This window comes from Streptomyces sp. NBC_00285, assembly GCF_036174265.1.
Classification (GTDB): Bacteria; Actinomycetota; Actinomycetes; order Streptomycetales; family Streptomycetaceae; genus Streptomyces.
Map to the genome: position 1 here is coordinate 838,676 of NZ_CP108055.1, position 25,003 is coordinate 863,678.

Below are 25,003 nucleotides of genomic sequence, written 5' to 3' on the forward strand. Positions count from 1 at the left end.
TTGCGTGGGCCCCGAAAAGACCGCATTTTCCGCTACCACACCTATTGTCTGCTCCTGTCCGGTGCCGACCGCAAGCGGACGCGGACGGACCTCCCGGCAGGCGAGCTGTCCCGGGGCTGATTAGCGTGGCAGGGTGAGTCCGCGACCCCCCTTTGACCAGGCAGTCATCGCTCGGCACGGCTGGATGCGGGCCGGCTCCACGGTTCTGGGCGCACTGCTGGCCATGGGTCTGGTCGCCGCGCTCGGACTGTGGGCCGCGGGCGCCTCCGACCTCCCCGACCACGCGTTTGCCCGGGTCGTCACGGCGACCGTCGTCACAGCCGTCGGCGGCACGATCAAGCTGTCGGGAAGTGCGGGAGCGCTCGCCGACAGCAAGGCCCGCCTCACCGTGATCCCCCTCTCCGTCACGCTCACCGGTGCCCTGGTGCTCGGCGCGGGTTTCCTGCGGCCGTTGCGGCACCGGGCGGTCGCCGGGGGCCGGGAGCTTGCCGGCTGGGCGGCCAGGATCGCCGTGGTGTGGCTGCTCGTACTCCTCGCGCTGGCCTTTGCGGCCCGCCAGACGTTCAAGGTCTCTCTGGGCGACGACACGCTGAGCGACCTGGGCGACCTCTTCGGCGCCTCCCCCGAGGTCGGCTTCACCACGGACGTGCCGCGGACCGTGCTGTTCGGCCTGCTGTGGCTGGCCGGTGTGCTGGTCCTGGCCCTGTTGGTGTCGCGCCGGGCTCCGCTCCCCGGCCGGCTGCTCCCCTTCCAGCAGTCGGTGCGTCCGGCCGCGCACGCCATGGTCGTCCTGCTGCTCGGGTACGTCGTGCTCGGTGCACTCGTCGCCCTGGTCGTCGCCGTGACGCGGGGGCACGCCCCGCAGACGCTCGCGGTGATCCTGCTGGGCCTGCCGAACCTGGTCTGGCTCACCCTGACCCTGGGCCTCGGCGCCACCTGGAACGGCCGCGTCGAGGGGCCCTTCGGCCTGCCCATGCCGCACGTCCTGGACGAGGTGCTGCGCTCCAAGGACACCACCGCGCTGAATCTGCACACACTCGCCGAACACGACGGCCGGGTGTGGTGGCTGGTGGTCGTCGACGCGGTCCTGCTGCTGTCCGTGGCGTTCCTGATGGCGGCCCGCTCCCCCGCCCGTGTCCGCGTCTGGCAGCACGCCGTCCATCTGGCGGTCGCCCTCGCTCTCACGGTGCTGATGATCTGCCTGGTCGGGCGGATCTCCGCCCACTACGGCCTTTCGGTTCTCGGGATCGGCGACCTCGGCGGCGGCCTGGGCGGCAAGCTCTTCCTCGAGCCGGAACTGTGGGCCGCCGTCGGACTCGGCGCGCTCTGGGGCCTGGTCACCGGCTTCCTCGGCGCGCTGCTCGCCTTGCCGGTCCGCCGCAAAGGGGAGTTCAAACCGGCTGACGTGTGAGCGGGTGCGTGGCAGGGTGCCCTGAGCCTACGAAAGGGTTCCGCATGCCGTTGGCACTCGAAGACCGCCTGGCCGTCACCGAGTTGGTCGCACTGCACGGCCATCTGGTGGACGCCGGGAAGCTGGACCTGCTGGACGAGGTCTTCACCGCGGACGTCGTCCACGACCTGTCCGACTTCGGCCGGGGCGAGGTCGTCGGGCTCGCCGCGCTGACGGAGGCGGCGCTCGCACTGGGCGCGGGCAACCCGGTCGCGCACCACGTCACGAACGTGGTGGTCGAGGAGGTGTCCGAGGGCCGGGTGCGGGCCCGGTCCAAGGGGCTGGGCGTCATGGCGAACGGCTCGTGCGGCTCGGTCACCTACGAGGACACGGTGATCCGTGTCGGCACGGCCGGCTGGCGCATCAGCCACCGCAGGGTAGTGGCGTGCAGGGTGCCGCTGAACGGCCTGGGCCAGGGCCCTAACGCCCCCTGACGACCGGCTCGGCCCAACGGGGCGGGGACTTCGGCCGGCTCTCCTCCGGTTCTGCTTCTACGGCTCTCAGGGCGACCTCCGTCGGCGCGTGACCGCCCGTCGCCGCCGCACGGAGGGCCGCGACGAAGGCGAGGCAGGAGTCGTGGCGGTCGTCGGGGCTCTTGGCCAGCGCCTTCGCGAACACGGGGTCGAGTCGCCGGCCGAACTCGGGCCGGGACTCGGAGAGCGGGGGCGGGGGGTCGTACTGGTGGGCCCAGAGCAGGGCCATGTCGTCGTCCCGGCGGAAGGGCGGGTGGCCCGCCAAGGTCTCGTAGACCACGCAGGCGAAGCCGTAGACGTCGCAGCGGCCGTCGACCGGGCGGCCCGAGATCTGCTCGGGGGCCACGTAGTCGAGAGTGCCGACGAACTGGCCGACCGTCGTGAACCCGGTCAGTGACAGGGACTTCTTCGTCAGGCCGAAGTCGGTGAGGTAGGTGTGCTCGGGATGGTCGCTGTCGGTGCCGCGGGCGACCAGGATGTTGCCGGGCTTCACATCCCGGTGGACCAGTCCGTGTTCGTGGGCCGCGTCGAGCGCCGAGGCGATCTGGGCGGCGATCCGCAGGGCGGTCGGGAGTGCCAACGGTCCCTGCCGGTCCAGGAGATGGCGCAGATCGCTGCCGGAGACGTAGCGCATGGCGATGTACAGGACGCCGTCCGTCTCGCCCGCCTCGAAGACGGGGACGATGTGCGGATGGTCGATCGCGGCGGCCACCCGGGACTCGTGGCTGAAGCGGTTGCGGAAGGTGTCGTTGCGGACGAGTTCGGGGGCCAGCAGTTTCAGGGCCACCGTGCGGTCCAGGCGCAGGTCCCGGGCGCGGTAGACGACGGCCATGCCGCCGCGGCCGATCTCGCGCTCGATGCGGTAACTCGCGACCTGTCTGCCGACCAGTTCGGAGGGACGGCCGGAGAAGAGCCCTGTCTCATGTGCCATCCGGGGTCACCACCTGGGTGGGGGCGTGCCCGGGGGCCTCGGTGCCGGCGCGGGGCCCGTCGTCGGTGACGTAGGTGTTCAGGCGAGTCCCGTCCGCGTACACCCAGCGGCCGTGCGGGGCGTCGTACAGCCACACGTGCTCCCCGTCGACGACGACCCCGATCCGCAGTCCCCGCGTGCGGCCGCGGAAGGCCTCTCCGTCGAGGCCCCCGCCGGCCAACTCCTCGACGGCGGCCCGGTAGCGGGCGAGGGTCTCGTCGGCGCGGGCCAGCAGCGGGCGCGGGTCCGCGGTGCGGGTGAGCGGGCCCTCGGGGGCGGGCGGGTCCTGCGGGACGTCGACCAGGTGCCGGCCGTCGACCCACGCCGACCAGCCGTTGGCGCACAGGACGTACGCCCAGTCGCCGCGCCGCTCCATGAGCTGGACGGGCAGCAGCGGGTCCAGGGGGACGGTGGGCCGGGCGGGGTCGGGGGCCTCCCAGGCGGGCATGCCGTGCCCGGGGACGACATGCGTGGGCCGGAAGCCGGGATTCGTCATCGGCGCCTACTTCCGCATGACCGCGGGTTCGTGGCGGCGCAGCAGCCGGGAGACGACGTAGCCGAAGAGCACGGACAGGACGACGAGCATGCCGATGTTCAGCAGCCACACGCCTGCCGCGTGCTTGAACAGCGGGTCGCCCGTGAGGTCGCCGGGCACGAGCCGGGCGAGGCCGACGGTGCCGGCCATCGCGCCGAGCGCCCACCGTGAGGGCACCAGCCAGGACAGCTGTTCCAGCCCTGGCACGCCGTCGAGCTTCAGCAGGGCGCCGCAGAAGACGACCTGGACGATGGCCAGCAGCACGAGCAGCGGCATCGTCACCTCTTCCTTGCGCACCAGCGCGGACACCAGCAGGCCGAGCATCATGGCCGTGAACGCCAGCAGGGCCACGGCGATCGTGATCTCGGCGAGGGGCGGCAGCAGCACGCCTTCGCCGCCCGGGGCGTTGAGGTCGACGCCCAGGAGGGCCACCAGGGTGAGAACCACCGCCTGCACGACCGTGATCGTGCCCAAAACGACCACCTTCGACATCAGGTACGCCGATCTGGACAGGCCGACCGCTCGCTCCCGCTGGTAGATGACCCGTTCCTTCACGAGTTCGCGCACGGCGTTGGCGGCGCCGGTGAGGACGCCGCCGACGCACAGGATGAGCAGGGCGTTCATCGCGGTTTCCTGGGTGAGCCGGCTGCCCGCGAGGGCCCGGGCCATGGCTCCCATGACGAAGGGCAGGGCGATCATGATGGCGAGGAAGGTGCGGTCGGCGCCGAGGGCCGCGGTGTAGCGGCGGATCAGGGTGCCGAGCTGGGCGCCGCGGCTGCGGGGCCTGGGCGGAGGCGCGATGATGACCGGCTCGGAGCGGGGTATGCGGGGCTGTGCGGTGGCCTCGGCGACGTACTGGTGCTGGAAGGACGAGAGACGGAAGTCGCCGGCCCAGTCCCGGTCCTGGTCCCGTTCGAAGGCCTCGAAGGCCTCGGGCCACTGCTCGAAGCCGAAGTAGGCGAGGGCGTCCTCGGGTGGCCCGTAGTAGGCGATCCTGCCGCCGGGGGCGAGGACGAGGAGGCGGTCGCAGACGTCGAGGCTCAGGACGCTGTGGGTGACGACGATGACTGTGCGGCCGTCGTCGGCGAGGCCGCGCAGCATGTGCATCACCGAGCGGTCCATGCCGGGGTCCAGTCCGGAGGTCGGTTCGTCCAGGAAGAGCAGGGACGGCTTGGTCAGCAGCTCCAGGGCGACGCTCACCCGCTTGCGCTGTCCGCCGGACAGGCTGTGCACGGGCTGCGCCGCGCGCTGTTCCAGGCCCAGTTCGCGCATGACCTCGTCGACCCGGTCCCGGCGCTCGGACTTGGCGGTGTCCTGCGGGAAGCGCAGTTCGGCGGCGTAGGTCAGGGCGCTGCGGACGGTCAGCTGGGCGTGCAGGATGTCGTCCTGCGGGACCAGGCCGATACGCTGACGCAGTTCGGCGTAGTCGCGGTAGAGGTCGCGGCCGTCGTAGAGGACGGTGCCGTGGTCGGCGGGGCGCTGGCCGGTGAGGGCGTTGAGGAGCGTGGACTTTCCGGCGCCGCTCGGGCCGACGACCGCGAGCAGGCACTTCTCCCCCACCGGGAAGGACACGTGGTCGAGCAGGGTCTTGCGGCCGTGGTCGACGGCGACCGTGAGGTCCTGGACGTCGAGGGAGACCTCGCCGGTGTCGACGTACTCCTGGAGCGTGTCGCCGACCAGGCAGAACGCCGAGTGGCCGATGCCGACGATGTCACCGGGGCCGATCGGGGCGCCGCTGACGGGCCGGCCGTTGAGGTAGGTGCCGTTGTGGCTGCCGAGGTCGGCGATCTCGTACGTCCCGTCGGGCAGAGCGCGCAGCTCGGCGTGGTGGCGGGAGACGACCAGGTCGTCGATGACGAGGTCGTTGTCGTCGGCGCGGCCGATGCGGACCGTGCGGGTGGGCAACGGGCGTACGGCGGTGGGCCGGCGGAAGGTGCCGGTCAGGCCCGGCATCGAGACGGCCGAGGGGCGCTCGGGGGCGGGCACGCCCAGCAGGACCGCGCAGGGGCCGTCGGCAAGGCTGCCGAAGTGGATCACACTTCCGGGGCCGACGTCCCACTCGTGGACGCGGCGGCCGTCGGCGTAGGTGCCGTTGGTGCTGTTCTCGTCCTCGAGGGTCCAGTGGTCGGCCTCGGGTCGCAGCACCGCGTGGTGCCAGGAGACCCGGGCGTCGTCGATGACGATGTCGCTCAGCGGGTCGCGCCCGACATGGTAGTCGTGGCCCGGGCTCATCACCGTGGAGCCGGTGTCGGTCTCCAGGACGAGCTCGGGCGCCGTCGGTGCGATCGGCCGCTCCGCCATGCCTGAATTCTACCGATTCACCCCATTGGGCGCCCGGTGGCGGTGTCGAGCGGTGGACGATGCTCTCAGGCGACGGGCGTGAAGAGCGTGGAGGCCGTCCGGTGCATGCGCACCGCGTCCACGGACTCGGCGAGCAGTTCGTACTCCGTGGTGTCGTCGTTGACGGCGATCCGGATCAGCCGCCCGGCCGCCAACTCGTCGGCGACCAGATCCTGTTGGTCGAGGTCGGCACACCAGGCCCGCATGACGGCGGGCACGTCGAGCACCGTGCCGCCGACCGGGGCGAGGGCTCCGGCCGGGAAGTGCTCGGCCTCGGGCTGCGGGTCCAGTCGGTCGGCGATCCACAGGGCCCGGTCGCGTAACCACCACAGAGCCAGGGCGAGGGTGGGTGCGCGATAGGTTCCGAGAGGCACGCCGATACGCCGCCCGTCGCAGGTGCCGTACCCCGTGACATGACACAGGAATTCGTCGTGCACGATCCACTCCCCCGCTTGCCGTTCCCCTATGGGCAGGGTCTCGCTTTCCGTGCGGCTCCTATGCGTTTCGCGACTCTCGCTGCTGTACGTGACGGGCACCTCGCTCGATGTGAAGGCCCTGTCAGACGAGTATGTTCACTACTGAAACACTGTCACCACATCTTTTTGGCCAGTCTCCTGGCATATTCGGCGCCCCTCCTGGCCGAAATCTGACGGGTACACACTCAAACGTCATTACCCGAGATGTAATCGACGGTTCCGGGCCGCGCGGGCAAGGTGGTGTCACCAGGTCCCACCAGCACAGACGACCTCGATGGAGGCTGATCGCCCATGTCCGCGAACACGGACCGTTACGAGAATGCCGTAGCCCGGTACTTCGAAGCCTGGAACGCACGGGAGCCGGAAGCACGCGCCAAAGCCGTGGCGGCCGCCTGGGCCGTGGGCGGCGGATACACCGACCCCCTCGCCGACGTGAGCGGCCACGAGCAGATCGGCGCGGTGATCGCGGCGGCCCACGAACAGTTCCCCGGATTTGCCTTCCGGCTCACCGGCGCGGTCGAGGGGCACCACGACACCGCGCGGTTCTCCTGGGAGCTGGTGAGCGAGGCCGACCGTTCGGCGCCCGTCGCCGGATCCGACGTGATCACGCTGGACGAGGACGGTCGGATCAGGACCGTCCTCGGATTCCTGGACCGAATCCCCGACGGCCGGTGAGGTCGCCCGCGACGGGTTTTCCCCTCGTCGGTGGTCTCCGAGGAGAAGCCACCGACGAGGCAGGACATCATGACCACGACCGGCAAGGATGGACGCGCGATTGACCGCGGTCCGCAGCAGGCACCCGGCGAAGGGCAGCCGGACCTGTGCCCGCCGGTCCGGCTCCCACGAGGAACGCTCACGCCTCCACGACGGGAATGGCGAGGTACTTGTACTCCAGGAACTCGTCGATGCCGACGCGGCCGCCCTCGCGGCCGAGGCCGGACTGCTTGACGCCGCCGAAGGGGGCGGCCGGGTTGGAGACCAGGCCGGTGTTGATGCCGACCATGCCGGTCTCCAGCCGCTCCCCCACCCGCAGGGCGCGGTCGAGATCCCGGGTGAACAGATAGCCGACCAGGCCCCATTCGGTGTCGTTGGCGGCGTCGACGGCCTCGTCCTCGGTGTCGAAGGTGAGGACGGCGGCGACCGGTCCGAAGATCTCCGCCCGCATCAGCCGCGACTCGGGGCTGACCCCGGTGATCACGGTCGGCGGGTAGAAGTGGCCCGGCCCGTCCGGGACTTCGCCCCCGGTGATCACCTGGGCTCCGCGCCGGACGGCGTCCTGGACCAGGCCGTCGGCCTTGGCACGCCCGGCGGCGTCGATCAACGGGCCGACCTGGCTGGCGGGTTCGGTGCCGGGGCCGACCGCGAGCCCGGCCATCCGCTCGGCGAGCCGCGTGGCGAACGTGTCGGCGACCGACCGGTGGACGAAGAAGCGGTTCGCGGCGGTGCACGCCTCACCCATGTTCCGCATCTTGGCGACCATCGCCCCCTCGACCGCCCGCTCAAGGTCGGCGTCCTCGAACACGATGAAGGGCGCGTTCCCGCCCAGCTCCATCGACGTCCGCACGACCGTGTCGGCGCACTGGGCGAGCAGTAGCCGTCCCACCTGCGTGGACCCCGTGAAGGACAGCTTGCGCACCCGCCCGCCGCGCAGCAGCGGCTCGATCACTGCGGCGGCGTCGGTGGTGGTGACGACGTTGAGCACACCGTCCGGCAGTCCTGCCTCCTTGAGGACGGCGGCGAGGGCGAGGCTGGAGAGCGGGGTCTGCGGGGCGGGCTTGAGGACCATCGTGCAGCCGGCCGCGACCGCGGGGCCGATCTTGCGGGTGCCCATGGCGAGCGGGAAGTTCCACGGGGTGATCAGCAGACAGGGGCCGACCGGCTGGCGCATGACCAGGATCCGGTTGGCTCCGTCGGGGGTGCGGGTCAGGCCGCCGTCGATGCGTACGGCCTCCTCGGAGAACCAGCGGAAGAACTCGGCCGCGTAGGCGACCTCGCCGCGTGCCTCCGCGAGTGGTTTGCCCATCTCCAGGGTCATCAGGAGGGCGAGGTCCTCGCGCCGGTCCAGGAGGATCTCGTGCGCGCGACGCAGGATGTCGCTGCGTTCCCGGGGCGCGGTGGCCTCCCAGGTGTTCTGCGCCGCGACTGCGGCGTCGAGGGCGCGCTGTCCGTCGCCGGGTGAGGCGTCGGCGACCTCGCACAGCCGCTCGCCTGTCGCGGGGTCGTCCACGGGGAAGCGGGCGCCTTCGGCGGCGTCCTCCCAGTTCCCCTGGATGAAGAGCTGTTTGGGGACCGAGTCGACGACCTTCGTCACGAGGGGGTGCCTCCGGTCGTGGTAGCCGCGGCGACCGCCACCGACCAGGCACGCAGCCCCTCGTCGATCCCGGCCGCGTCGACGATCAGTGGTGGGATCATGCGCACGACGTTGCCCCAGGGCCCGCAGGGCAGCAGGAGCAGCCCCTCCTCCACGGCCGCCCCCAGCACCCGGGACGCCGTCGCGGCGTCGGGCTCACCGGTCTCCGTGACGAACTCGCTCGCCAGCATCAGCCCGAGGCCCCGGACGTCCCCGATCGCCGGGGTCTTCGCGGCGACCTCCTCCAGGCCGGTGCGCAGCCGGGCACCCATGGCAGCGGCGTTGGCGACCAGGCCCTCCCTCTCGACGACGTCGAGGGTGGCGAGGGCGGCCGCGCAGGCGACGGCGTTGCCGCCGTAGGTGCCGCCTTGCGAACCGGGCCTCGCGCGGTGCATCAGCTCGGATGACGCGGCGATGCCGGACAGCGGGAAGCCGCTGGCCAGGCCCTTGGCGGTGATGAGGACGTCGGCACGGACGTCGAAGTGCTCGTGGCCCCAGAATCGGCCGGTGCGGCCGACGCCGGTCTGGATCTCGTCGAGGATCAGCAGCATGCCGTGCCGGTCGGCGCGCTCGCGCAGCCCTTGCAGGAAGGCCGTGTTGGCGGGGACGTAGCCGCCCTCCCCGAGGACCGGTTCGACGATGATCGCGGCGGTGTCGTCGGGGTCGGAGACGGTCTGGAGCAGCTGGTCGAACTCGCGCAGCGCGAACCGGGTCGCCGTCTCCTCGTCCCAGCCGTAGTGGAAGGCGTGCGGGAAGGGGGTGATGACGACCCCGCCCATGAGCGGGCCGAACCCGGTGCGGACCTTGGTGCCGGAGGTGGTCATCGAGGCGGCGGCGACGGTACGGCCGTGGAAGCCGCCGTGGCACACGACGACGTTGGGGCGGCCGGTGGCCTGGCGGGCCAGCCGGAGTGCGGCCTCGACCGCCTCGCTGCCGGAGTTCGCGAAGAACAGGCTGTCCAGGCCTTGCGGCAGGACCTCGCCGAGTCGTTCGGTCAGGCGTTGCAGCGGGCGGTGCATGACCGTCGTGTACTGGCCGTGGATCAGGGTGGCGACCTGTTCCTGCGCTGCCGCCACGACCTGGGGGTGGCAGTGTCCGGTGCTGGTGACACCGATTCCCGCGGTGAAGTCGAGGTAGCGGCGGCCGTCGGCACCGAACAGATGGACTCCCTCGCCGCGTTCGACGACGACGGGGGTGGCCTGGCGCAGGTGCTCGGACAAGTGGGCCATACGGCAGCTCTCCCACGGGGGGTGAGGGTGCGGTGGACACCTATCACCCTGTGGCCATGGGGGCGCCAGGGTCAACGGGGCCGGGCACCGCCCTGAAGCCGGTGCCCGGTCCGCTCAGCCGTCGGTGCCGCTCGCACCTCCGCCCGTCACGCCTTGACGATCGCTTCGATCCTCGCCAGTTCGTCGGCGTCGAAGTCCAGGTTGGCGATCGTGCCGACGCTGTCCTCGATCTGCTTCGGGCTGCTCGCGCCGACCAGGGCGGAGGTGACGCGGCCGCCGCGCAGCACCCAGGCCAGGGCCATCTGGGCAAGGGTCTGGCCGCGGCCCTTGGCGATGTCGTTGAGCTCGCGCAGCCGCTGGACCAGGTCCGCGGTGACCGCGTCCGAGTTCAGGAAGGGGCTGTCGCTCGCCGCGCGGGAGTCCTCGGGGATGCCGTCGAGGTAGCGGCCGGTGAGCAGGCCCTGCTCCAGCGGTGAGAAGACGATGGAGCCGACCTGGAGCTCGTCCAGCGCGTCCAGGAGGCCGCCGTCCTCGGGGCGACGGTCCAGCATCGAGTAGCGCGGCTGGTGGATGAGGAGCGGGGTGCCCAGCTCACCGAGGATGCGGGCGGCCTCTCGGGTCTGCTCGGCCGAGTAGTTCGAGATGCCGACGTAGAGCGCCTTGCCCTGCTGGACCGCGGTGTGCAGGGCGCCCATCGTCTCCTCCAGGGGAGTCTCCGGGTCGGGGCGGTGCGAGTAGAAGATGTCGACGTAGTCCAGGCCCATCCGGGTGAGGCTCTGGTCCAGCGAGGACAACAGGTACTTGCGGGAACCCCACTCGCCGTACGGGCCGGGCCACATCAGATAGCCGGCCTTGGTGGAGATGATCAGCTCGTCCCGGTAGGACGCGAGGTCTGCCTGCAGGGCCTCGCCGAAGGCGGACTCGGCGGCGCCGGGCGGCGGCCCGTAGTTGTTGGCGAGGTCGAAGTGGGTGACGCCGAGGTCGAAGGCACGGCGCAGGATGGCCCGCTGGGTCTCGACGGTGCGGTCCGCCGGTCCGAAGTTGTGCCACAGGCCGAGCGAGATCGCGGGGAGCTTCAGGCCGCTGCGGCCGGTGCGCCGGTAAGGCATGTCCGCGTAGCGGTCGGGGTGTGCGGTGTACAACGCGACTCCAGAGGGGTTGGCACGGTTGTCCTGAAAAACCACGGCCGGCTGCGAACCGAGGTCACCTGAGATTGTGTGTCCACTCTCGCGCGACCTGGGGGCATTGGTCCAACAGAAGAATCCGATGGAATTCAGCGGCTAGGCTTCTCAATCATGGAACTGCGCCATCTCCAGCACTTCGTCGCGGTCGCCGAGGACCAGCACTTCACCCGGGCCGCCGAGCGGCTGCTCGTGTCCCAGTCGGGCCTGTCCGCGTCCATCAGGTCGCTGGAGCGGGAGCTCCAGACCCCGCTGTTCGTGCGGACCACCCGCCGGGTGACGCTCACCCCGGCTGGCCGTGCGCTGCTCGGTGAGGCCCAGCGGATCCTCGCCCAGGTGCGGTCGGCGCACGAGGCGGTGGCCGCGGTGCAGGGGGTGCTGCGCGGGATGCTCGCGATCGGGTCCGAGCAGTGCATCGCCGGGCTGCACGTGGCGGGGCTGCTGGCCGCGTTCCGGCGGCAGCATCCGGACGTCGAGATCTGTCTGCGCCAGGCGGGGTCGGCCGCGCTCGCGGAGGAGGTCGCGGCCGGGCGCCTGGACCTGGCGTTCGCCGTCCGGGCGGCACAGGAGGACACCGACCAGTTGCGGGTCGTGCCGCTGTCGAGCGAGCCCATGACCGTGCTCTGCCATCCCAGCCACCGGCTCGCGGACGCGGGTGCGGCCGTGACGCCGGAGGATCTGGCCGGTGAGGTCTTCGTCGACTTCCATCCGGACTGGGGCCCGCGCCGGACCACCGACGCCGCGTTCGCCGCCGCGGGCCTGCGCCGCAACGTCGCACTGGAGGTCAACGACGTGCACAGCCTCCTGGACCTCGTGGACGAGAACCTCGGGGTGGCCGTCGTTCCGCAGCACTTCCGGCACAAGCGGTCGTCGCTGACGGCCCTGCCCGTCAAGGGCACCGGCGAGACCGTGTACGAGACGGTCGCCCTGCTGCCGCCCCCGCAGGCCACGAGTCCGGCGGCGCGGGCGCTGATGGCCCTTCTGGAGGACTAGGACCCTGGCCGCCGCGGAAAACAGGGGGTGTGACACCACCCCCCGGACGGGGTCCACCACTCCTGACCGCGGCCGTCTCACGCCACAGACTCTTGACCGTACCCGAAGCACAACTGCGGTCAGGAGTAGGGAAGATGACGAAACCCACACGACGGAACGTACTGCGCGGCGCGGCGGCGGTCGCGGCCGCGGGCGGACTGGCCGGCACCGGAGCGGTCGCGGCACCGGCCTCGGCGGCACCGCGCTCGACACCGACGCGTCACTTCCCGTTCCTGGAGGGCGCCTTCAAGCCGGTCACCGAGGAGTTGACGGCCTTCGACCTGCCGGTCACCGGACGGGTCCCCCGCGAGCTGAACGGCCGCTACCTGCGCACCGGTCCCAACGTGCTGGGCCTGGAGGATCCACGCGCCCACCACTGGATGCTGGGCGACGGCATGGTGCACGGGGTGCGGCTGCGCGAGGGCCGCGCCGAGTGGTACCGCAACCGCTGGGTGCGCTCCTCCCAGGTGGCGAAGAAGCTCGGCGAGCCGTATCCGGGCCCGGTGCCGCCGGACGACTTCCCGTGCAACACCCATGTGATCCCCTATCGCGGGCGCATCCTGGCGCTGCAGGAGAGCGGGCCGCTGCCGTACGAGCTCGACGACGAGCTGAACACCGTGGGCACGTACGACTTCCGGGGCACCCTGGAGGGCGCGTTCACCGCGCACACCAAGTTCGACGCGCACGCCGGCGAGCTGCACGCGATCGCCTACTACCCGACCTGGGACCACGTCCGGCACCTGGTCGTGGACCCGACGGGCCGTGTCTCGCGCAGTACCCGGATCCCGGTGGCGGACGCGCCGATGATCCACGACTTCGCGCTCACCGAGAACCACGTGGTGATCCTCGACATGCCGGTCACCTTCGACCCGGCGGGCGCCGAGCGCGGCGACATCGTGCCCTACGTCTGGAACGACCGGCATCCGGCACGGGTCGGTGTGCTGCCTCGGGCGGGGGGTGCGGTCCGCTGGTTCGAGGTCGACCCGGTGTACTACTCGCACACCCTCAACGCGTACGAGGAGGGCCCGAACCTGGTCATCGACATGACCAACTTCGACGCGCCCTTCCTGGTGGCCGGCAACGGTTCGGGAGGGCCTTACGGGGCGGGCACCCCCCGGCTGGACCGCTGGACGGTCGACCTGCGCCACGGCCGGGTGCGGACCCGGACCCTGGACGACCGCCCGCAGGAGTTCCCGCGCGTCAACGAGGCGCTGGTGTCCCGCCGGCACCGCTACGGCTACTCGGCGGCGTCCGCGGAGATGGCGGTGGCCTATCAGGCGGTCGACGGCAACCCGCCGCCCGACCGGGCGTTCAGCAACGCTCTCATCAAGCACGACCTGCTGCGCGGCACCTCACAGGTACACCGGCTGCCCCGGGGCGCGGCGGCGAGCGAGGCCGTGTTCGTGCCGTCCGACCCCTGCGACGCGACGGCCGCCGAGGACGACGGGTACGCGATCGCGTACGTCCACAACCCCGATCGCGGCGCCTCGGACCTGGTCATCCTCTCCGCCCAGGACTTCACCGCCGAGCCGGTCGCCCGGATCCATCTGCCGGGGCGGGTGCCGCTGGGCTTCCACGGGAGCTGGGTCGCCGACGCGTGACACGGGATCTGGACGCTCGGCGCACGACGCGGGGCCGGGGTTCTGGCGTGTGACACGGAAGCCGGAATCCCGGCGCGTGACGCGGGAGGAGAATTTCCGGCGCGCGAGGCGGCGCGATGCGCGAGGGTGGACGTCATGCATGCAAAGGACATCCTCATCGACGGTTTCAGCCGCATCCGGGAAGAGGTCCACGCCGCCGTCGAGGGCCTGACCCCGGACGACCTCCACCATCGCCCCGGCACCGACACCAACTCCGTCGCCTGGCTGGTCTGGCACCTCACCCGCGTCCAGGACGACCACGTGGCCGGCGCCTTCGGCCTCGACCAGGTCTGGCTGACGCAGGACTGGGAGAAGCGCTTCGGCCTCGACCTCGAACCCCGCGACATCGGCTACGGCCACACGTCCGCGCAGGTCGCCCTGGTGCGGGTCGACTCGGCCGACCTGCTGACCGGCTACTACGACGCCGTACACGCCCAGAGTCTGCAAGCCCTGCGCGGCCTGGCCGCCGAGGACCTGGAGCGGGTCGTGGACGAGAGGTGGGATCCGCCGGTCACGCTGGGCGTACGGCTGGTCAGCGTCCTGTCCGACGATCTCCAGCACGCCGGACAGGCCTCCTATCTGCGGGGGCTGGTTCAGAGGGCGTAGCCCGGCAGCACGACGTCCTCGATGAGGGCCCTGCGCTCGTCGAACGGGAGGAAGGCGCTCTTGAGCGCGTTCACCGTGACGGTGCGCAGGTCCTCGACGGTCCAGCCCGCCTCGTCGACCAGCAGGGACATCTCCCGGGTCATGGTCGTGCCCGAGACCAGCCGGTTGTCGGTGTTGAGGGTGACCCGGAAGCCCAGGTCCTTCAGGGCCGTGATGGGGTGCCCGGCGATCGAGGTGGCCGCGCCGGTCTGCAGGTTGGACGTCGGGCACATCTCCAGGGCGATCCGGCGGTCCCGGACCCAGCCCGCGAGCCGGCCCAGCTTGCCCTCGACGATGTCCTCGGTGATCCGCACACCGTGGCCGATGCGCTGGGCACCGCACACCTGCAGGGCCTGGTGGATGCTGGGCAGGCCGTGGGCCTCGCCGGCGTGGATGGTGAACGGCACGCTCTCGCGGCGCAGTTGCTCGAAGGCAGCGAGGTGGTCGGCGGGCGGGAAACCGTCCTCGGCGCCGGCGATGTCGAAGCCGACGACACCGGCGTCCCGGAAGGCGACCGCGAGGTCGGCGGCCTCGCGCACCCGGTCGAACATCCGCATCCCGCACAGCAGGGTGCCGACCCGTACCGGGGTGCCCGCGGCGGCGGCCCTGGCCATTCCGGCGGCGAGCCCCTCCTGGACGGTCTCGACCACCTCGGCCATGGTCAGTCCGCCGTTGGTGTTCAGCTCGGGGGCGTAGCGCACCTCGCCGTACACGACTCCGTCGGCGGCCAGGTCGAGGACGTACTCCTCGGCCGTGCGCAGCAGGCCCTCACGGGTCTGCATGACGGCGAGGGTGTGCTCGAAGGTGGCTATGTAGCGCACCAGGTCGCCGGAGTTCGCGGCCTCGAAGTACCAGGCGGCGAGCTCGTCCGGGTCGGTGGTGGGCAGGGTGTGGCCGACCTCCCGCGCAAGCTCGATCACGGTGGCGGGGCGCAGGCCGCCGTCGAGGTGGTCGTGCAGGACGGCCTTGGGGAGGCGGCGGATCAGATCGGCGTCTACGCGCGTAGCGGTCATGGCGGGGTCTTTCTTCGAACAGGGCGGCGGGAGGGTCAGGCGGCGGGCTGGAGCAGGTCCCAGCGGTTTCCGTACAGGTCCTGGAAGACGGCCACCGAGCCGTAGGGCTCATGGCGCGGCTCTTCCAGGAAGGTCACGCCCGCGGCGAGCATCCGGGCGTGGTCGCGGGCGAAGTCGTCGGTGTGCAGGAAGAAGCCGACGCGCCCGCCGGTCTGGTTCCCCACCCGGCCCTGCTGGTCCTCGTCCTTGGCGCGGGCGAGCAGCAGGTCGGTGCCGCCCTCGCGGGCGTCCGGCCGCACGACGACCCAGCGGGAGCCGTCGGGACGGGGCGCGTCCTCGACCAGCCGGAAGCCGAGGGCTTCGGTGTAGAAGCGGATCGCCTCGTCGTAGTCGTCGACGACGAGGGTGACCAGGGCGACGCGTCTCATCGGAACCTCTCGGGACAGGTGGTTGACGGGAGAGGTTATACGTAAAACGTGCGGGGCGCCAGTCCGGGAACCCGCATCGGCTGCGGCGCCGGACGAGCTCCGGCGTTCCCCGCCGGCGACCGCTCGCGATCAAGGTCTGCGGGCCTGTCGTTCGCCTCAGCCGGCCGCGGGGTACGGCAACTCGGCGGGCCCCTTCCTGAGGGCCGGACCCCGTGATGCCGACATGATCCGGCGACAGAGTTCGGGCATCCCCTGCCCCGGTGTCTCGGTCCGGGGCCGTAGGGCCTCGGACCGAGGCGCCGGAGCGGGGCCGCCGGTAGCGTCCCGGTCATGACGATCAGCGAGAGCCGCACCCTCGACCTGCGCAAGCGCGACGTACTGGCCCGTCTGGAGCGGGAGACGGACATCTGGGTCGCCTCGGCGGACGCCGACGGGCTGCCGTGTCTGGTCGCGCTGTGGTTCGTCTGGGACGGCGAGTCCGTGTGGCTGTCGACCCGGATCACCAACCCGACCGGCCGTAATCTGCGCGACGGCGGACGCACCCGCCTGGCGTTCGGGGACACCCAGGACGTCGTGCTCATCGACGGCGACGTACGGGCCTACGGCGGGCAGGACGTGCCGGCCGCCGCGATCGACGCCTTCATGGCGAAGACGGGCTGGGATCCGCGCGCAGACAGCACGTCCTACGCCTTCTTCCAGGTGCGCCCGCACGCCGTGCAGGCCCTCAACGGCATCCACGAGATGCGCGGGCGGCACGTCATGAAGGACGGGGTGTGGGCCGTGTGACCCCTCAACCGGATTTCTGATGCAGCGAGTTGAGCGCGTGCAGCTCGTCGTCGGTGAGCCGGAGCGCGCCCGCCGCGATGTTCTCGGCGAGGTGGTCGGGGTTGCCGGTGCCGGGGATGGCGAGGACGTGCGGGCCCTGGGCGAGGGTCCAGGCGAGCCGGATCTGGGCGGGAGTCGCGCCGTGCGCCCGCGCGATGGTGAGCACCGCCTCGTCGTGGGCGGTGGTGGCGCCCTTGGCTCCGGCGTCCCCGGCGATCGCGAAGAACGGCACGAAGGCGATGCCCTGTTCACCGCAGATCCGCACCATCTCGTCGGTGACCGGATTGCGGGAGTCGAGCCCGAAACGGTTCTGCACGGACACCACCGGCGCGATGGCCTGCGCCTCGGCGAGATGGCGGGGCTCGACGTCGGAGATGCCGAGGTGCCGGATCAGGCCCTTGTCGCGCAGTTCGGCGAGAGCCCCGAAGTGCTCGGCGACCGAGTCCTGGCGCATCCGGCGGAGGTACACCAGGTCGAGATGGTCGCGGCCGAGCTGACGGAGGTTCTCCTCGACGTGACCGCGCAGGTCTTCCGGTCGGGCCAAGGTGCCCCACTCACCCGCGTAGTCCCGGAAGGGCCCGACCTTCGCGGCGATGACGAGGTCGTCGGGGTACGGGGACAGCGCGCTGTTGATGATCTCGTTGGCGGAGCGCAGCGAGGAGAAGTAGAACGCGGCCGTGTCGATGTGGTCGACACCGAGCTCGATCGCCCTGCGCAGCACAGCGATCGACCGTTGCCGGTCGCTCGGGGTCCCGAGATGGAAGGCCGCGCTGCCTGTCAGACGCATGGCGCCGAAGCCGATGCGGTTGACGGTGAGATCGCCGAGTGTCCAGGTGCCTGCCGCGTCCGCGGTGATCATTTCGGAGGTCATCGGCGGATGATGACACACCACCGGCGCGCTTCCGCAGCCGTTTCCCACGCCCCGGCACGACTGTAACCCGGCGCCGCCCCGTCGGGTCACCTCCGCTGCGCCGCCAGCCGGATGGGCGCGTTGGCCGCGCCGAACCCCGAGTAGCCGCCGGAGCGCTGCACGAACTCGAAGAAGACGTGGCCGACCGTGTCGGTGTAGCAGTGGCGGAACTCGCCGCCCCGCTCGTCCCGGTCGTAAAGGATGCCGAGCTCCCGGTAGGTCTCCAACTCGCCCTCCGCGAAGGTGAACCGCGCCTCCAGGTCGTCGTAGTAGTTCGCCGGAACACGCAGCAGCCCTGCTCCCGCCGCCCGGAAGCGGCGCACCGCGGCGACGAGGTCGTCGACGGCGAACGCCACATGCCGGGCCGGGGTCTCGCCGCCCTCCTCGGGCGCGGGTGCGAGGTTGAGGACCAGCCGGGGCCCGTCGGAGAAGGCGGACAGGGCGCGGCTGCGGAAGAGGCCGTAGGGGTCGGCCAGTTCGACGGTGTCGTGCGGGCTGAGACCCAGCACGGTGCGGTGGAAGAGCACCGACTCGTCGAAGTGGTGCCACGGCTGGGTGAGCGCGAGGTGGTCGATGGCCGTGACGTCGGCGGGACCGCTCGCCGCCGTGTACGTGAAGTCGTCGGTCCAGCTGGGGAGTTCGGGCCGGCCGGTGGCGCAGAAGAGGACCTCGGTGCCGTCCGGGGCTGCGATCGACTCCAGCGGGACGTCCTGAGCGGTGCGGCGCCTGGGCAGGGCGGGGGCGAGCAGCGCCTCCGCGCGGCGCGCCGAGGCCGCCGGATCCGCCGTCTCCAGGCCTACGGCGGACAGGGCGGTGTCGCTACGACGGCCGACAGCGCCCGAGTTGACCAGGACACGGGCCTCGCCCTGCTCCCACAGGTCGACCGGCTTGCCGTGGTGGCGGGCCGTGCGGTGGAAGCCGACTGCCGTGAGGAGCTCACCGACGGGTTCGGGGTCGCTGGTGGCGAGTTCGGCGAAGGCGACGCCGGAGGGGATCACGGGGGCCGGCAGCGGGGAGACTCCGGCGTTCTCCTCCAGGGCGAGCAGGGAGCGCAGTCCGTCCAGGGCGGTGCGGCCCGCGTCGGCCTGGCGGAAGACGTCGTTGAAGACCTCCAGGGACAGGGGCCCCACGTATCCCGTGTTCAGGACGTGCCGGAGGAACCCTGCGACGTCGAAGCCGCCCTGACCGGGGAAGCAGCGGTAGTGGCGGCTCCACTGGAGGACGTCCATGGCCATCAACGGGGCGTCGGCGAGCTGGAGAAAGAAGATCTTGTCACCGGGTATCGCCGCGATGCCCTTGAGGTCCTCGGGTTCAGCGCCCCGGGACAGGATGTGGAAGCTGTCCAGACAGGTGCCGAGGGCCACATGGTCGGCGGCCTCGACGATCCGCCAGGCGTGGTCGTAGGTGTTGACGTGCCGCCCCCACGCCAACGCCTCGTACGCCACCCGAATGCCGAACTCCTGGGCCAGGTCGGCGAGTCCGCTCAGCTGCTCCGCGGCGAGGGCGTCGTCGTCGACCGCCTGCGGGGCAACACTGGAGCAGACGAGGACGGTGTCGGCGCCGAGCCTGCGCATCAGGTCGAACTTGTGCCGGGCGCGCCGCAGGTTGCGGGCGAAGACCTCCTCCGGTACCGCCTCGATGTCCCGCATCGGCTGGTACAGGTCGATGCCCAGACCCAGGTCGGCCGTGCGCGCGGCGATCTCCTCTGGGGTGAGGGGGCTCGCGAGGAGGTCGTTCTCGAAGATCTCCACGCCGTCGAAGCCGGCCCGTGAGGCGGCCGTCAGCTTCTCCGTGAGGGTGCCGCTGAGGCAGACGGTGGCGATGGACTTGCGCATGCTCGCTCCCTGGGACGCCAACTCTGGACCGCTAGGTGGTTTACTTGATCCGCTGTGCGGTCAGCCTAGGAGGCATGGGCTGCCCGGACAAGGGCGTCCGCGAGCAAGAGGGGCCACAGAGTCGCCGCCATCGGTTCCCTCGGGTGGCCGGATCTCCGCAGCGCAGATCCACCGCGCGCATTAAAAAAACCCCACAGAGGGGCATTACGGGCACAAACACTCCTCCCGGTGCCGCGGTGCCCCGTGGTCCACACAGCGGACTACGGTCGAGGCATCATGGACGACTGCCGCTCCGGAGAACCGAGGCGGACGCAGCGGGGAGGCAGCGGGTGGGCGAGGAACAGACGCGAGCGGGGGGAGAGGGTGTGCGCAGTGTGCGGCGGGCCTTCGACATCCTCGCCCTGCTCAGCGAGGACCGGCCCGTGGTCACCCTGCGGGAGATCACCGAGGCCACCGGGCTCGCGAAGACGACCGCGCTGCGCCTGGTGCAGACCCTGGAGGAGACCGGACTGCTGGGCTCGCACCCGTCCGGCTACACCGCGGGGCCCGCACTGTGGCGCTGGGCCCATCTCGCCCGCAGTCAGTGGGAGGTCCCCCAGGAGACCCGCAAGGTGATGCGCGACCTCGCGGACCGGCTCGGCGAGACCGTCAACCTCTTCGTCGCCCGGGGCGTCCACCGCATCTGCGTGGCCCACGAGGAGAGCCCGCACCCGCTGCGCCATGTCGTGGACGTCGGTGACGAGCAGCCCCTGTGGGCCGGGGCCTCCTCGAAGATCCTGCTGCGCGACGCCTCCGACACACTCCTGCGCCGGGTCGCCGTCGCCTCACCCCAGGGCGAACCCCACGCCGAGCGGCTGCGGACCCAGGCCGCGGAGGCGTCGGAACGGGGTTACGCCGTCAGCAGCAGCGAGTGGGACGAGGGGCTCACCGCCGTGGCGGTGCCGGTCACCGGCCGCACCGGCCAGGTCGTCGCCTCCCTCTCGCTCAGCGGCCCCAGCCACCGCTTCCCCTACGAGGCCGTCGAACGCTTCGCCACGGAACTCGCCGAGGGCGCCCGCCTCATCTCCGGGCAGGGCTTCAGCCACCCGCTGAGCAGCAGCACCTGAGCCGACAAGCCCCTCAGGGGGTGCCTGCTTTCACCGGGGCGAAGATCCGGCTGCGGGCGCCGACCGACCGGTCGGCCGTCGCGCCCTCGCCCCGGTCGCTTCCTCACCCGGAGGCCCGGTTGCCGTCCTTCGCCGCGCCCCGGCCGTACCGGCGCTCGATCTCGATCCGGGCGCCGGCACGGACGCTGCTCGACACGAAGTGATCCTCCCGGGTGTGAGGCATTGCGGTCTCGGTGTCAGGCGTTCTCGTCGAAGCTCGCGAAGTAGGCGGCCGCCATGTCCTCGTCGCCGTGGCCCTGGGCGGCGGCGCGCTCGAAGCGTTCGGCGCTCGCCGCGGCCACATCCAGGCGGACGCCGCCGCGCTCGCCGGCCTCGACGATCAGACGGGCGTCCTTGGCGGCGGTGGACACCGCGAACTGGGCCGGTGACAAACGGCCTTCGAGGACCATGGCGGACTTCGCGCGCAGATAGCCCATGTCGAGCGGGCCGCCGTCGATGGCGTCGAAGAAGCTCTGCGGGTCCACGTCGAGAGCCTTCGCCAGGGCGAGTACCTCCCCGGCCGCGTTGGTCACCGCGAGCACCCAGCTGTTGGCGACCAGTTTCAGCCGGGTCGCGCTGCCCTCGCCGCCGTCCTCGCCCGTCCACACGGTGCGCGCGCCGACCGCGTCGAGAACCGGGGTCACGGCGTCCCGGCCGACGGTCGGTCCGGCGGCGAGGACCAGCAGCTGACCGGCCTCGGCGGGCTGGCGGGTGCCCAGAACGGGCGCGTCGAAGAACACCAGTTCATGGGCGCGGGCGAAGGCGGCCAGGTCGGCGATCGCCTCGACACCGGCAGTGGTCGACTGCACCCATGCGGCGCCCGGACGCAGGGCCTCGGCGGCCTGCCGCATGACGTCCAGGGCAGCGGGACCGTCGTAGAGCATGGTCAGGACGACATCGGCGCCCCGGACGGCCTCGGCGGGGCTGTCGGCGATCTCCACGCCGTCCGCGGCCAGCGGCTGCGCCTTGGCCGCGCTGCGGTTCCAGGCACGGACGGTGTGTCCGGCGCGGACGAGGTTGCGGGCCATCGCGGCACCCATGATGCCGGTGCCCAGGACGCTCACGGTGAGCTTGTCGGTCATGAGGTCATCTCTCTCTGCTGCTTGCTGCTGCGGCGGGTGCGGGGGTGCGGACGTGCTGTCAGTCGTCGAGCTTGCCGGATGCCGCACCGATCAGCCCCTCCGGCCACGCCCGGCGGCCTGTGAGCATCGGGTTCGGGGCACCGTCCTGCCGGCGGCCCGGAACTCACGACGACGTGCGCGCTCTGCACGCGGCTGCCCCCACAGTGGACGGGCCACTCCCCCGCCCGCCGACACCGACCGGTCCGACTCACGGCGTGGCCGGGAGCGGCTCCACCGTGACGAATCCCTGCGTCTGCGCCGCCGGGAGCAGCGCGTCCGGGCCGTAGAGGAAGCCCGCGAGGGCCGGGGTGGCACGGTAGGCGAAGACGGACGCCGGTACCCCGAGGATGGCCGGGGTGTCGAGGAGGAACGGAAGTTCGCTGTCCAAGTACTCGGCGCCCGCAGCCAGTTGGTCGGTGGTCGGGGTCCAGTCGGCGGGCATCGTGGTGCGCAGGACAGCGGTGACCATACGCATGCAGGTGGTGTGGAACGCGGGCTGCTCGTCGTGCGCTCGGGCGAGGCGCTCGCGGGCGGCGCGGTAGGCGGGGAGGTCGTAGAAGTCGGCGAACTCGGCGACCCGGAGCCGGGCCGGGTCGATGCGCGCGCTGTCCACGGCCCGGGAGACGCGGTTGGCCGTCTGGCGTACGTCCCGGTGGGCGCGGGCCCGGGCGTGCCGGGGTTCGTATCCGCGGCCGAGGTAGGTGCAGGCGACGGTGTCGGTGCCGGGGTGGGCGATCTCGACACGGGTGAAGCGGGCGGCGGCCCAGCGCAGCAGTGCCACGAGCCGGTCCTCGGAGAAGTACCCGTTGCCGGGGCTGATACCGAGGAACACGTGGTGTCCGGAGTCGACGAGTTCCACGCAGTGTTCGGAGAAGGGGGTGGCGACGAAGCCGTCCCCCCGACGGGCCGCGATCGAGGCTGCCCGTGGCGTCGGCATCGCCCAGTCGTACATCCGGTGCGTTCCCCCGTCTCTCCGCGCGGCCGGTGCGGCACGCTGCTTCCGGCATCGAGACTAGAAGAGCCCGTGCGCAGGCCGGCGCCCCCGGCGGGGAACTCGCGCGGATGGCCCAATGTCTCCCCGGGCCGCTCCGCTGTGACGGATCCCTCAGCAAGCCCCCTCGGAAGGGGTCGCTTCGCTGCTCCCCGGGGCGGATCGTGGGCGGCATGAATGATCACGGCACGGCATCCGTCGGTGAGGAGGCCGGCGAGGTCCGGCGTTTCTGGGAGCGGCTCGGTCTGCCGGGGCTGATCGACGTCCACACCCATTTCATGCCCGAGCGTGTGCTGCACAAGGTGTGGGAGTACTTCGACACCAACGGGCCGCTGCTCGGCGGGGCGGGATGGCCGATCACATACCGGCAGGAAGAGGCGCAGAGAACGGCCCTGCTGCGGGAGTTCGGCGTCCGAGCCTTCACCGCGATGCTGTACCCGCACAAGCCCGGCATGGCCAGGTGGCTGAACGGTTGGGCGGCCGACTTCGCCCGCCGCACCCCCGACTGTCTGCACACCGCCACGCTCTACCCCGAGCCGGATGTCGCGGCGTACGTCCGCGAGGCCGTCGAAGCGGGCGCACGCGTGTTCAAGGCCCACGTCCAGGTCGGAGCCTACGACCCGGCCGACGAACGTCTCCAGGAGGCGTGGGGGGTGCTCGCCGAGGCCGGCACCCCCGTGGTGATCCACTGCGGCTCGGGGCCCGCGCCCGGCAAGCACACGGGCCCCGGGCCCGTCGCGCAGGTCCTGGCACGGCACCCGAGGCTGCGGCTGATCGTCGCGCACATGGGCATGTCCGAGTACGAGGAGTTCCTCGACCTCGCCGAGCGGTACGACGAGGTGCGGCTGGACACGACGATGGCGTTCACCGACTTCACCGAGGCGTTCATACCGTTCCCGGGCCGCGCCCTGCCCCGTCTGTCCGCGCTCGGCGACCGCATCCTGCTCGGCTCCGACTTCCCCAACATCCCCTACCCGTACCTGCACCAGCTCCAGGCCCTGGAACGGCTGGAGCTGGGCCAGGAGTGGCTGCGGGCCGTGTGCCACGACAACGCGGCCGACCTGTTCGGCAGGCGGGTGTCCTAGCCGAGCGGCTTGGCCAGGATCGCCTTGCGGTGGCTGAACGTCTCGATGGAGTACCGACCGTGGTAGTTGCCCATGCCGCTCGCCCCGACCCCGCCGAACGGCAGGTCGGAGACGGTGAGATGGGCGAGGGGCAGGCCGTAGCCGAGGCCGCCGGAGGAGGTCTCGTCGGCGATGCGGCCCCGGGTCGTGTCGGAGTCGGTGAAGACGTACAGCGCGAGGGGCTTGTCCCGGTCGTTGATGAAGTCGATGGCCTCGTCGAGGCCGGGGACGGTGACGATCGGCAGGATGGGGCCGAAGATCTCCTCCTGCATGACCGGCGCCTCGGGCGCCACGTCGGCGAGGACGGTGGGCGCGATGTACTTGGTCGTACGGTCGCTCGCGCCGCCGACGACCGTGCGTCCCGAGTCGAGCAGGCCGGTGAGACGGTCGAAGTGCCGCTCGTTGACGATGCGGCCGAAGTCGCCGGAGTCGGCGGGGTCGCTGCCGAACAGCTTCTCGACGGCGCTTGCGAGGAGCGGCTCCAGGGCGGCCGAGGTGTCCGGGTCGGTCAGGACGTAGTCGGGGGCGACGCAGGTCTGGCCCGCGTTGATGAACTTCCCGCGGACGAGCCGGTCGGCGACGACGGTGAGGTCGGCGTCGCGGTCGACGAACGCCGGGGACTTGCCGCCCAGTTCGAGGGTGACGGGCGTGAGGTGCTCGGCGGCGGCGCGCAGGACGATACGGCCGACGGCGCCGTTCCCGGTGTAGAAGATGTGGTCGAAGGGCTCGGCGAGCAGGGCCGTGGTCTCCGGGATGCCGCCCTCGACGACCGCGACGGACTCTGTGTCCAGGTACGCGGGCAGCAGCCGGGCCAGCGTGGCGGAGGTGGCCGGGGCCATCTCGCTGGGCTTGACGACCACCGCGTTGCCGGCGGCGAGGGCGCCGGCCAGGGGGGCGAGCAGCAGCTGGGCCGGGTAGTTCCACGGGGCGATGACGAGGACGACACCGAGCGGGTCGTACTGCGTCCAGGCGGTGGCGTCGGTGCCGAGGTGCGCGGGGACGGGGGCTGATTCGGGGCGCAGCCAGTCGGCGAGGTGGTCGAGGGTGTGGTCGACCTCGCGGATAACGAAGTCGATCTCGGTGCGGAAGGCCTCGGTGGAGCTCTTGCCCAGGTCGGTGTGGAGGGCGGCGGCCAGCTCCGTGCCGTTCTCCGTAAGCATCTCGCGCAGGCGGCGCAGCTGGGTGGTGCGCCACTCGACGGGCTTGGTGCGGCCGGTGCGGAAGGTGGCGCGCAGCCGGGCCACGACGTCGGCGGGCTGCTCGGACAGGGGCTGGTTCACGGTGCCTCGC

23 protein-coding genes are annotated in these 25,003 nt (G+C 71.6%); 9 read left to right on the forward strand and 14 right to left on the reverse strand.

Annotated elements, in window-relative coordinates; translation table 11 throughout:
• The first annotated feature begins 184 nt into the window (after window positions 1-184).
• Both OHT57_RS03990 and OHT57_RS03995 read left to right on the forward strand, forming a co-directional pair.
• Window positions 185-1,411, forward strand: a complete 1,227-nt coding sequence (locus OHT57_RS03990; protein WP_443053590.1) for a streptophobe family protein — start codon at window positions 185-187, stop codon at window positions 1,409-1,411.
• A 44-nt stretch (window positions 1,412-1,455) separates the two neighbouring features.
• A complete protein-coding gene (locus tag OHT57_RS03995; RefSeq protein ID WP_328744504.1) occupies window positions 1,456-1,884 on the forward strand; it encodes a nuclear transport factor 2 family protein in 429 nt (142 codons plus the stop codon).
• Here OHT57_RS03995 and OHT57_RS04000 read toward each other — a convergent pair.
• The 4 genes from OHT57_RS04000 to OHT57_RS04015 all read right to left on the reverse strand — a co-directional run bounded on the left by OHT57_RS04000 (window position 1,871) and on the right by OHT57_RS04015 (window position 6,205).
• Window positions 1,871-2,854: a serine/threonine-protein kinase gene (locus OHT57_RS04000; protein WP_328744505.1), complete on the reverse strand. Its 984-nt coding sequence runs from the start codon at window positions 2,852-2,854 to the stop codon at window positions 1,871-1,873. The genes OHT57_RS03995 and OHT57_RS04000 overlap by 14 nt on opposite strands.
• Window positions 2,844-3,389, reverse strand: a complete 546-nt coding sequence (locus OHT57_RS04005) for a hypothetical protein (RefSeq protein ID WP_328744506.1) — start codon at window positions 3,387-3,389, stop codon at window positions 2,844-2,846. The genes OHT57_RS04000 and OHT57_RS04005 overlap by 11 nt, the downstream gene beginning before the upstream one ends.
• A 6-nt stretch (window positions 3,390-3,395) precedes the next feature.
• Entirely contained in the window at window positions 3,396-5,729 is a 2,334-nt protein-coding gene (locus OHT57_RS04010) for an ABC transporter ATP-binding protein/permease (protein WP_328744507.1), read from the reverse strand.
• A 65-nt stretch (window positions 5,730-5,794) separates the two neighbouring features.
• Window positions 5,795-6,205 (reverse strand): hypothetical protein, encoded by a 411-nt coding sequence (locus tag OHT57_RS04015; protein WP_328744508.1) that lies wholly within the window; start codon window positions 6,203-6,205, stop codon window positions 5,795-5,797.
• A 330-nt stretch (window positions 6,206-6,535) separates the two neighbouring features.
• On the opposite strand from OHT57_RS04015, the gene OHT57_RS04020 reads away from it, so the two are divergent.
• Window positions 6,536-6,919: a nuclear transport factor 2 family protein gene (locus OHT57_RS04020; RefSeq protein WP_328744509.1), complete on the forward strand. Its 384-nt coding sequence runs from the start codon at window positions 6,536-6,538 to the stop codon at window positions 6,917-6,919.
• Window positions 6,920-7,097: 178 nt separating this feature from the next.
• On the opposite strand, the gene OHT57_RS04025 is transcribed toward OHT57_RS04020, so the two are convergent.
• From OHT57_RS04025 to mgrA, 3 genes are all read right to left on the reverse strand, one after another.
• Window positions 7,098-8,555: an NAD-dependent succinate-semialdehyde dehydrogenase gene (locus OHT57_RS04025; RefSeq protein WP_328744510.1), complete on the reverse strand. Its 1,458-nt coding sequence runs from the start codon at window positions 8,553-8,555 to the stop codon at window positions 7,098-7,100.
• The gene (locus tag OHT57_RS04030) at window positions 8,552-9,823 is read right to left on the reverse strand and encodes an aspartate aminotransferase family protein (RefSeq protein ID WP_328744511.1); all 1,272 of its coding nucleotides are present in this window, start codon (window positions 9,821-9,823) and stop codon (window positions 8,552-8,554) included. The genes OHT57_RS04025 and OHT57_RS04030 overlap by 4 nt, the downstream gene beginning before the upstream one ends.
• Before the next feature lie 146 nt (window positions 9,824-9,969).
• Complete coding sequence (mgrA, locus tag OHT57_RS04035) at window positions 9,970-10,965, reverse strand: L-glyceraldehyde 3-phosphate reductase (protein ID WP_328744512.1); 996 nt, start codon at window positions 10,963-10,965, stop codon at window positions 9,970-9,972.
• A 153-nt stretch (window positions 10,966-11,118) separates the two neighbouring features.
• Here mgrA and OHT57_RS04040 point away from each other — a divergent pair, with 153 nt between their 5' ends.
• The 3 genes from OHT57_RS04040 (at window position 11,119) to OHT57_RS04050 (ending at window position 14,282) form a co-directional block, all read left to right on the forward strand.
• Window positions 11,119-11,997: a LysR family transcriptional regulator gene (locus tag OHT57_RS04040; RefSeq protein WP_328744514.1), complete on the forward strand. Its 879-nt coding sequence runs from the start codon at window positions 11,119-11,121 to the stop codon at window positions 11,995-11,997.
• A 134-nt stretch (window positions 11,998-12,131) separates the two neighbouring features.
• Complete coding sequence (locus OHT57_RS04045; RefSeq protein ID WP_328744515.1) at window positions 12,132-13,637, forward strand: carotenoid oxygenase family protein; 1,506 nt, start codon at window positions 12,132-12,134, stop codon at window positions 13,635-13,637.
• 135 nt (window positions 13,638-13,772) lie between these two features.
• Window positions 13,773-14,282: a mycothiol transferase gene (locus tag OHT57_RS04050; RefSeq protein ID WP_328744516.1), complete on the forward strand. Its 510-nt coding sequence runs from the start codon at window positions 13,773-13,775 to the stop codon at window positions 14,280-14,282.
• On the opposite strand, the gene OHT57_RS04055 is transcribed toward OHT57_RS04050, so the two are convergent.
• Window positions 14,270-15,334: an adenosine deaminase gene (locus tag OHT57_RS04055; protein ID WP_328744517.1), complete on the reverse strand. Its 1,065-nt coding sequence runs from the start codon at window positions 15,332-15,334 to the stop codon at window positions 14,270-14,272. The genes OHT57_RS04050 and OHT57_RS04055 overlap by 13 nt on opposite strands.
• Window positions 15,335-15,369: 35 nt before the next feature.
• Complete coding sequence (locus OHT57_RS04060) at window positions 15,370-15,762, reverse strand: VOC family protein (protein ID WP_328744518.1); 393 nt, start codon at window positions 15,760-15,762, stop codon at window positions 15,370-15,372.
• 330 nt (window positions 15,763-16,092) lie between these two features.
• Here OHT57_RS04060 and OHT57_RS04065 point away from each other — a divergent pair, with 330 nt between their 5' ends.
• A complete protein-coding gene (locus OHT57_RS04065; protein WP_328744519.1) occupies window positions 16,093-16,548 on the forward strand; it encodes a pyridoxamine 5'-phosphate oxidase family protein in 456 nt (151 codons plus the stop codon).
• Window positions 16,549-16,552: 4 nt separating this feature from the next.
• Here the strand turns inward: OHT57_RS04065 and OHT57_RS04070 are convergent, their stop codons facing one another.
• The gene (locus OHT57_RS04070; RefSeq protein WP_328744520.1) at window positions 16,553-17,458 is read right to left on the reverse strand and encodes an aldo/keto reductase; all 906 of its coding nucleotides are present in this window, start codon (window positions 17,456-17,458) and stop codon (window positions 16,553-16,555) included.
• Window positions 17,459-17,544: 86 nt separating this feature from the next.
• Window positions 17,545-19,332 carry a bifunctional sugar phosphate isomerase/epimerase/4-hydroxyphenylpyruvate dioxygenase family protein gene (locus OHT57_RS04075; RefSeq protein WP_328744521.1) on the reverse strand — a complete coding sequence of 596 codons (1,788 nt, stop codon included), beginning with the start codon at window positions 19,330-19,332 and terminating at the stop codon, window positions 17,545-17,547.
• A 365-nt stretch (window positions 19,333-19,697) separates the two neighbouring features.
• Here OHT57_RS04075 and OHT57_RS04080 point away from each other — a divergent pair, with 365 nt between their 5' ends.
• Entirely contained in the window at window positions 19,698-20,438 is a 741-nt protein-coding gene (locus OHT57_RS04080) for an IclR family transcriptional regulator (protein WP_328744522.1), read from the forward strand.
• A gap of 236 nt (window positions 20,439-20,674) precedes the next feature.
• On the opposite strand, the gene OHT57_RS04085 is transcribed toward OHT57_RS04080, so the two are convergent.
• Window positions 20,675-21,559 (reverse strand): NAD(P)-dependent oxidoreductase, encoded by an 885-nt coding sequence (locus OHT57_RS04085; protein WP_328744523.1) that lies wholly within the window; start codon window positions 21,557-21,559, stop codon window positions 20,675-20,677.
• 247 nt (window positions 21,560-21,806) lie between these two features.
• Entirely contained in the window at window positions 21,807-22,535 is a 729-nt protein-coding gene (locus tag OHT57_RS04090; protein WP_328744524.1) for a tRNA-dependent cyclodipeptide synthase, read from the reverse strand.
• A gap of 227 nt (window positions 22,536-22,762) precedes the next feature.
• On the opposite strand from OHT57_RS04090, the gene OHT57_RS04095 reads away from it, so the two are divergent.
• Window positions 22,763-23,674 (forward strand): amidohydrolase family protein, encoded by a 912-nt coding sequence (locus OHT57_RS04095; RefSeq protein ID WP_328744525.1) that lies wholly within the window; start codon window positions 22,763-22,765, stop codon window positions 23,672-23,674.
• Here the strand turns inward: OHT57_RS04095 and OHT57_RS04100 are convergent.
• A complete protein-coding gene (locus tag OHT57_RS04100; protein ID WP_328744526.1) occupies window positions 23,671-24,993 on the reverse strand; it encodes an aldehyde dehydrogenase family protein in 1,323 nt (440 codons plus the stop codon). The genes OHT57_RS04095 and OHT57_RS04100 overlap by 4 nt on opposite strands.
• Between the last annotated feature and the right edge of the window lie 10 nt (window positions 24,994-25,003).

Bases quoted from the DNA above. Each gene is read 5' to 3' on its own strand.
- OHT57_RS03990 (WP_443053590.1), top strand. From the start codon at position 185: ATGCGGGCCGGCTCCACGGTTCTGGGCGCACTGCTGGCCATGGGTCTG.
- OHT57_RS03995 (WP_328744504.1), top strand. From the start codon at position 1,456: ATGCCGTTGGCACTCGAAGACCGCCTGGCCGTCACCGAGTTGGTCGCA.
- OHT57_RS04000 (WP_328744505.1), bottom strand. From the start codon at position 2,854: ATGGCACATGAGACAGGGCTCTTCTCCGGCCGTCCCTCCGAACTGGTC.
- OHT57_RS04005 (WP_328744506.1), bottom strand. From the start codon at position 3,389: ATGACGAATCCCGGCTTCCGGCCCACGCATGTCGTCCCCGGGCACGGC.
- OHT57_RS04010 (WP_328744507.1), bottom strand. From the start codon at position 5,729: ATGGCGGAGCGGCCGATCGCACCGACGGCGCCCGAGCTCGTCCTGGAG.
- OHT57_RS04020 (WP_328744509.1), top strand. From the start codon at position 6,536: ATGTCCGCGAACACGGACCGTTACGAGAATGCCGTAGCCCGGTACTTC.
- OHT57_RS04030 (WP_328744511.1), bottom strand. From the start codon at position 9,823: ATGGCCCACTTGTCCGAGCACCTGCGCCAGGCCACCCCCGTCGTCGTC.
- OHT57_RS04040 (WP_328744514.1), top strand. From the start codon at position 11,119: ATGGAACTGCGCCATCTCCAGCACTTCGTCGCGGTCGCCGAGGACCAG.
- OHT57_RS04045 (WP_328744515.1), top strand. From the start codon at position 12,132: ATGACGAAACCCACACGACGGAACGTACTGCGCGGCGCGGCGGCGGTC.
- OHT57_RS04050 (WP_328744516.1), top strand. From the start codon at position 13,773: ATGCATGCAAAGGACATCCTCATCGACGGTTTCAGCCGCATCCGGGAA.
- OHT57_RS04055 (WP_328744517.1), bottom strand. From the start codon at position 15,334: ATGACCGCTACGCGCGTAGACGCCGATCTGATCCGCCGCCTCCCCAAG.
- OHT57_RS04060 (WP_328744518.1), bottom strand. From the start codon at position 15,762: ATGAGACGCGTCGCCCTGGTCACCCTCGTCGTCGACGACTACGACGAG.
- OHT57_RS04065 (WP_328744519.1), top strand. From the start codon at position 16,093: ATGACGATCAGCGAGAGCCGCACCCTCGACCTGCGCAAGCGCGACGTA.
- OHT57_RS04070 (WP_328744520.1), bottom strand. From the start codon at position 17,458: ATGACCTCCGAAATGATCACCGCGGACGCGGCAGGCACCTGGACACTC.
- OHT57_RS04075 (WP_328744521.1), bottom strand. From the start codon at position 19,332: ATGCGCAAGTCCATCGCCACCGTCTGCCTCAGCGGCACCCTCACGGAG.
- OHT57_RS04085 (WP_328744523.1), bottom strand. From the start codon at position 21,559: ATGACCGACAAGCTCACCGTGAGCGTCCTGGGCACCGGCATCATGGGT.
- OHT57_RS04090 (WP_328744524.1), bottom strand. From the start codon at position 22,535: ATGCCGACGCCACGGGCAGCCTCGATCGCGGCCCGTCGGGGGGACGGC.
- OHT57_RS04095 (WP_328744525.1), top strand. From the start codon at position 22,763: ATGAATGATCACGGCACGGCATCCGTCGGTGAGGAGGCCGGCGAGGTC.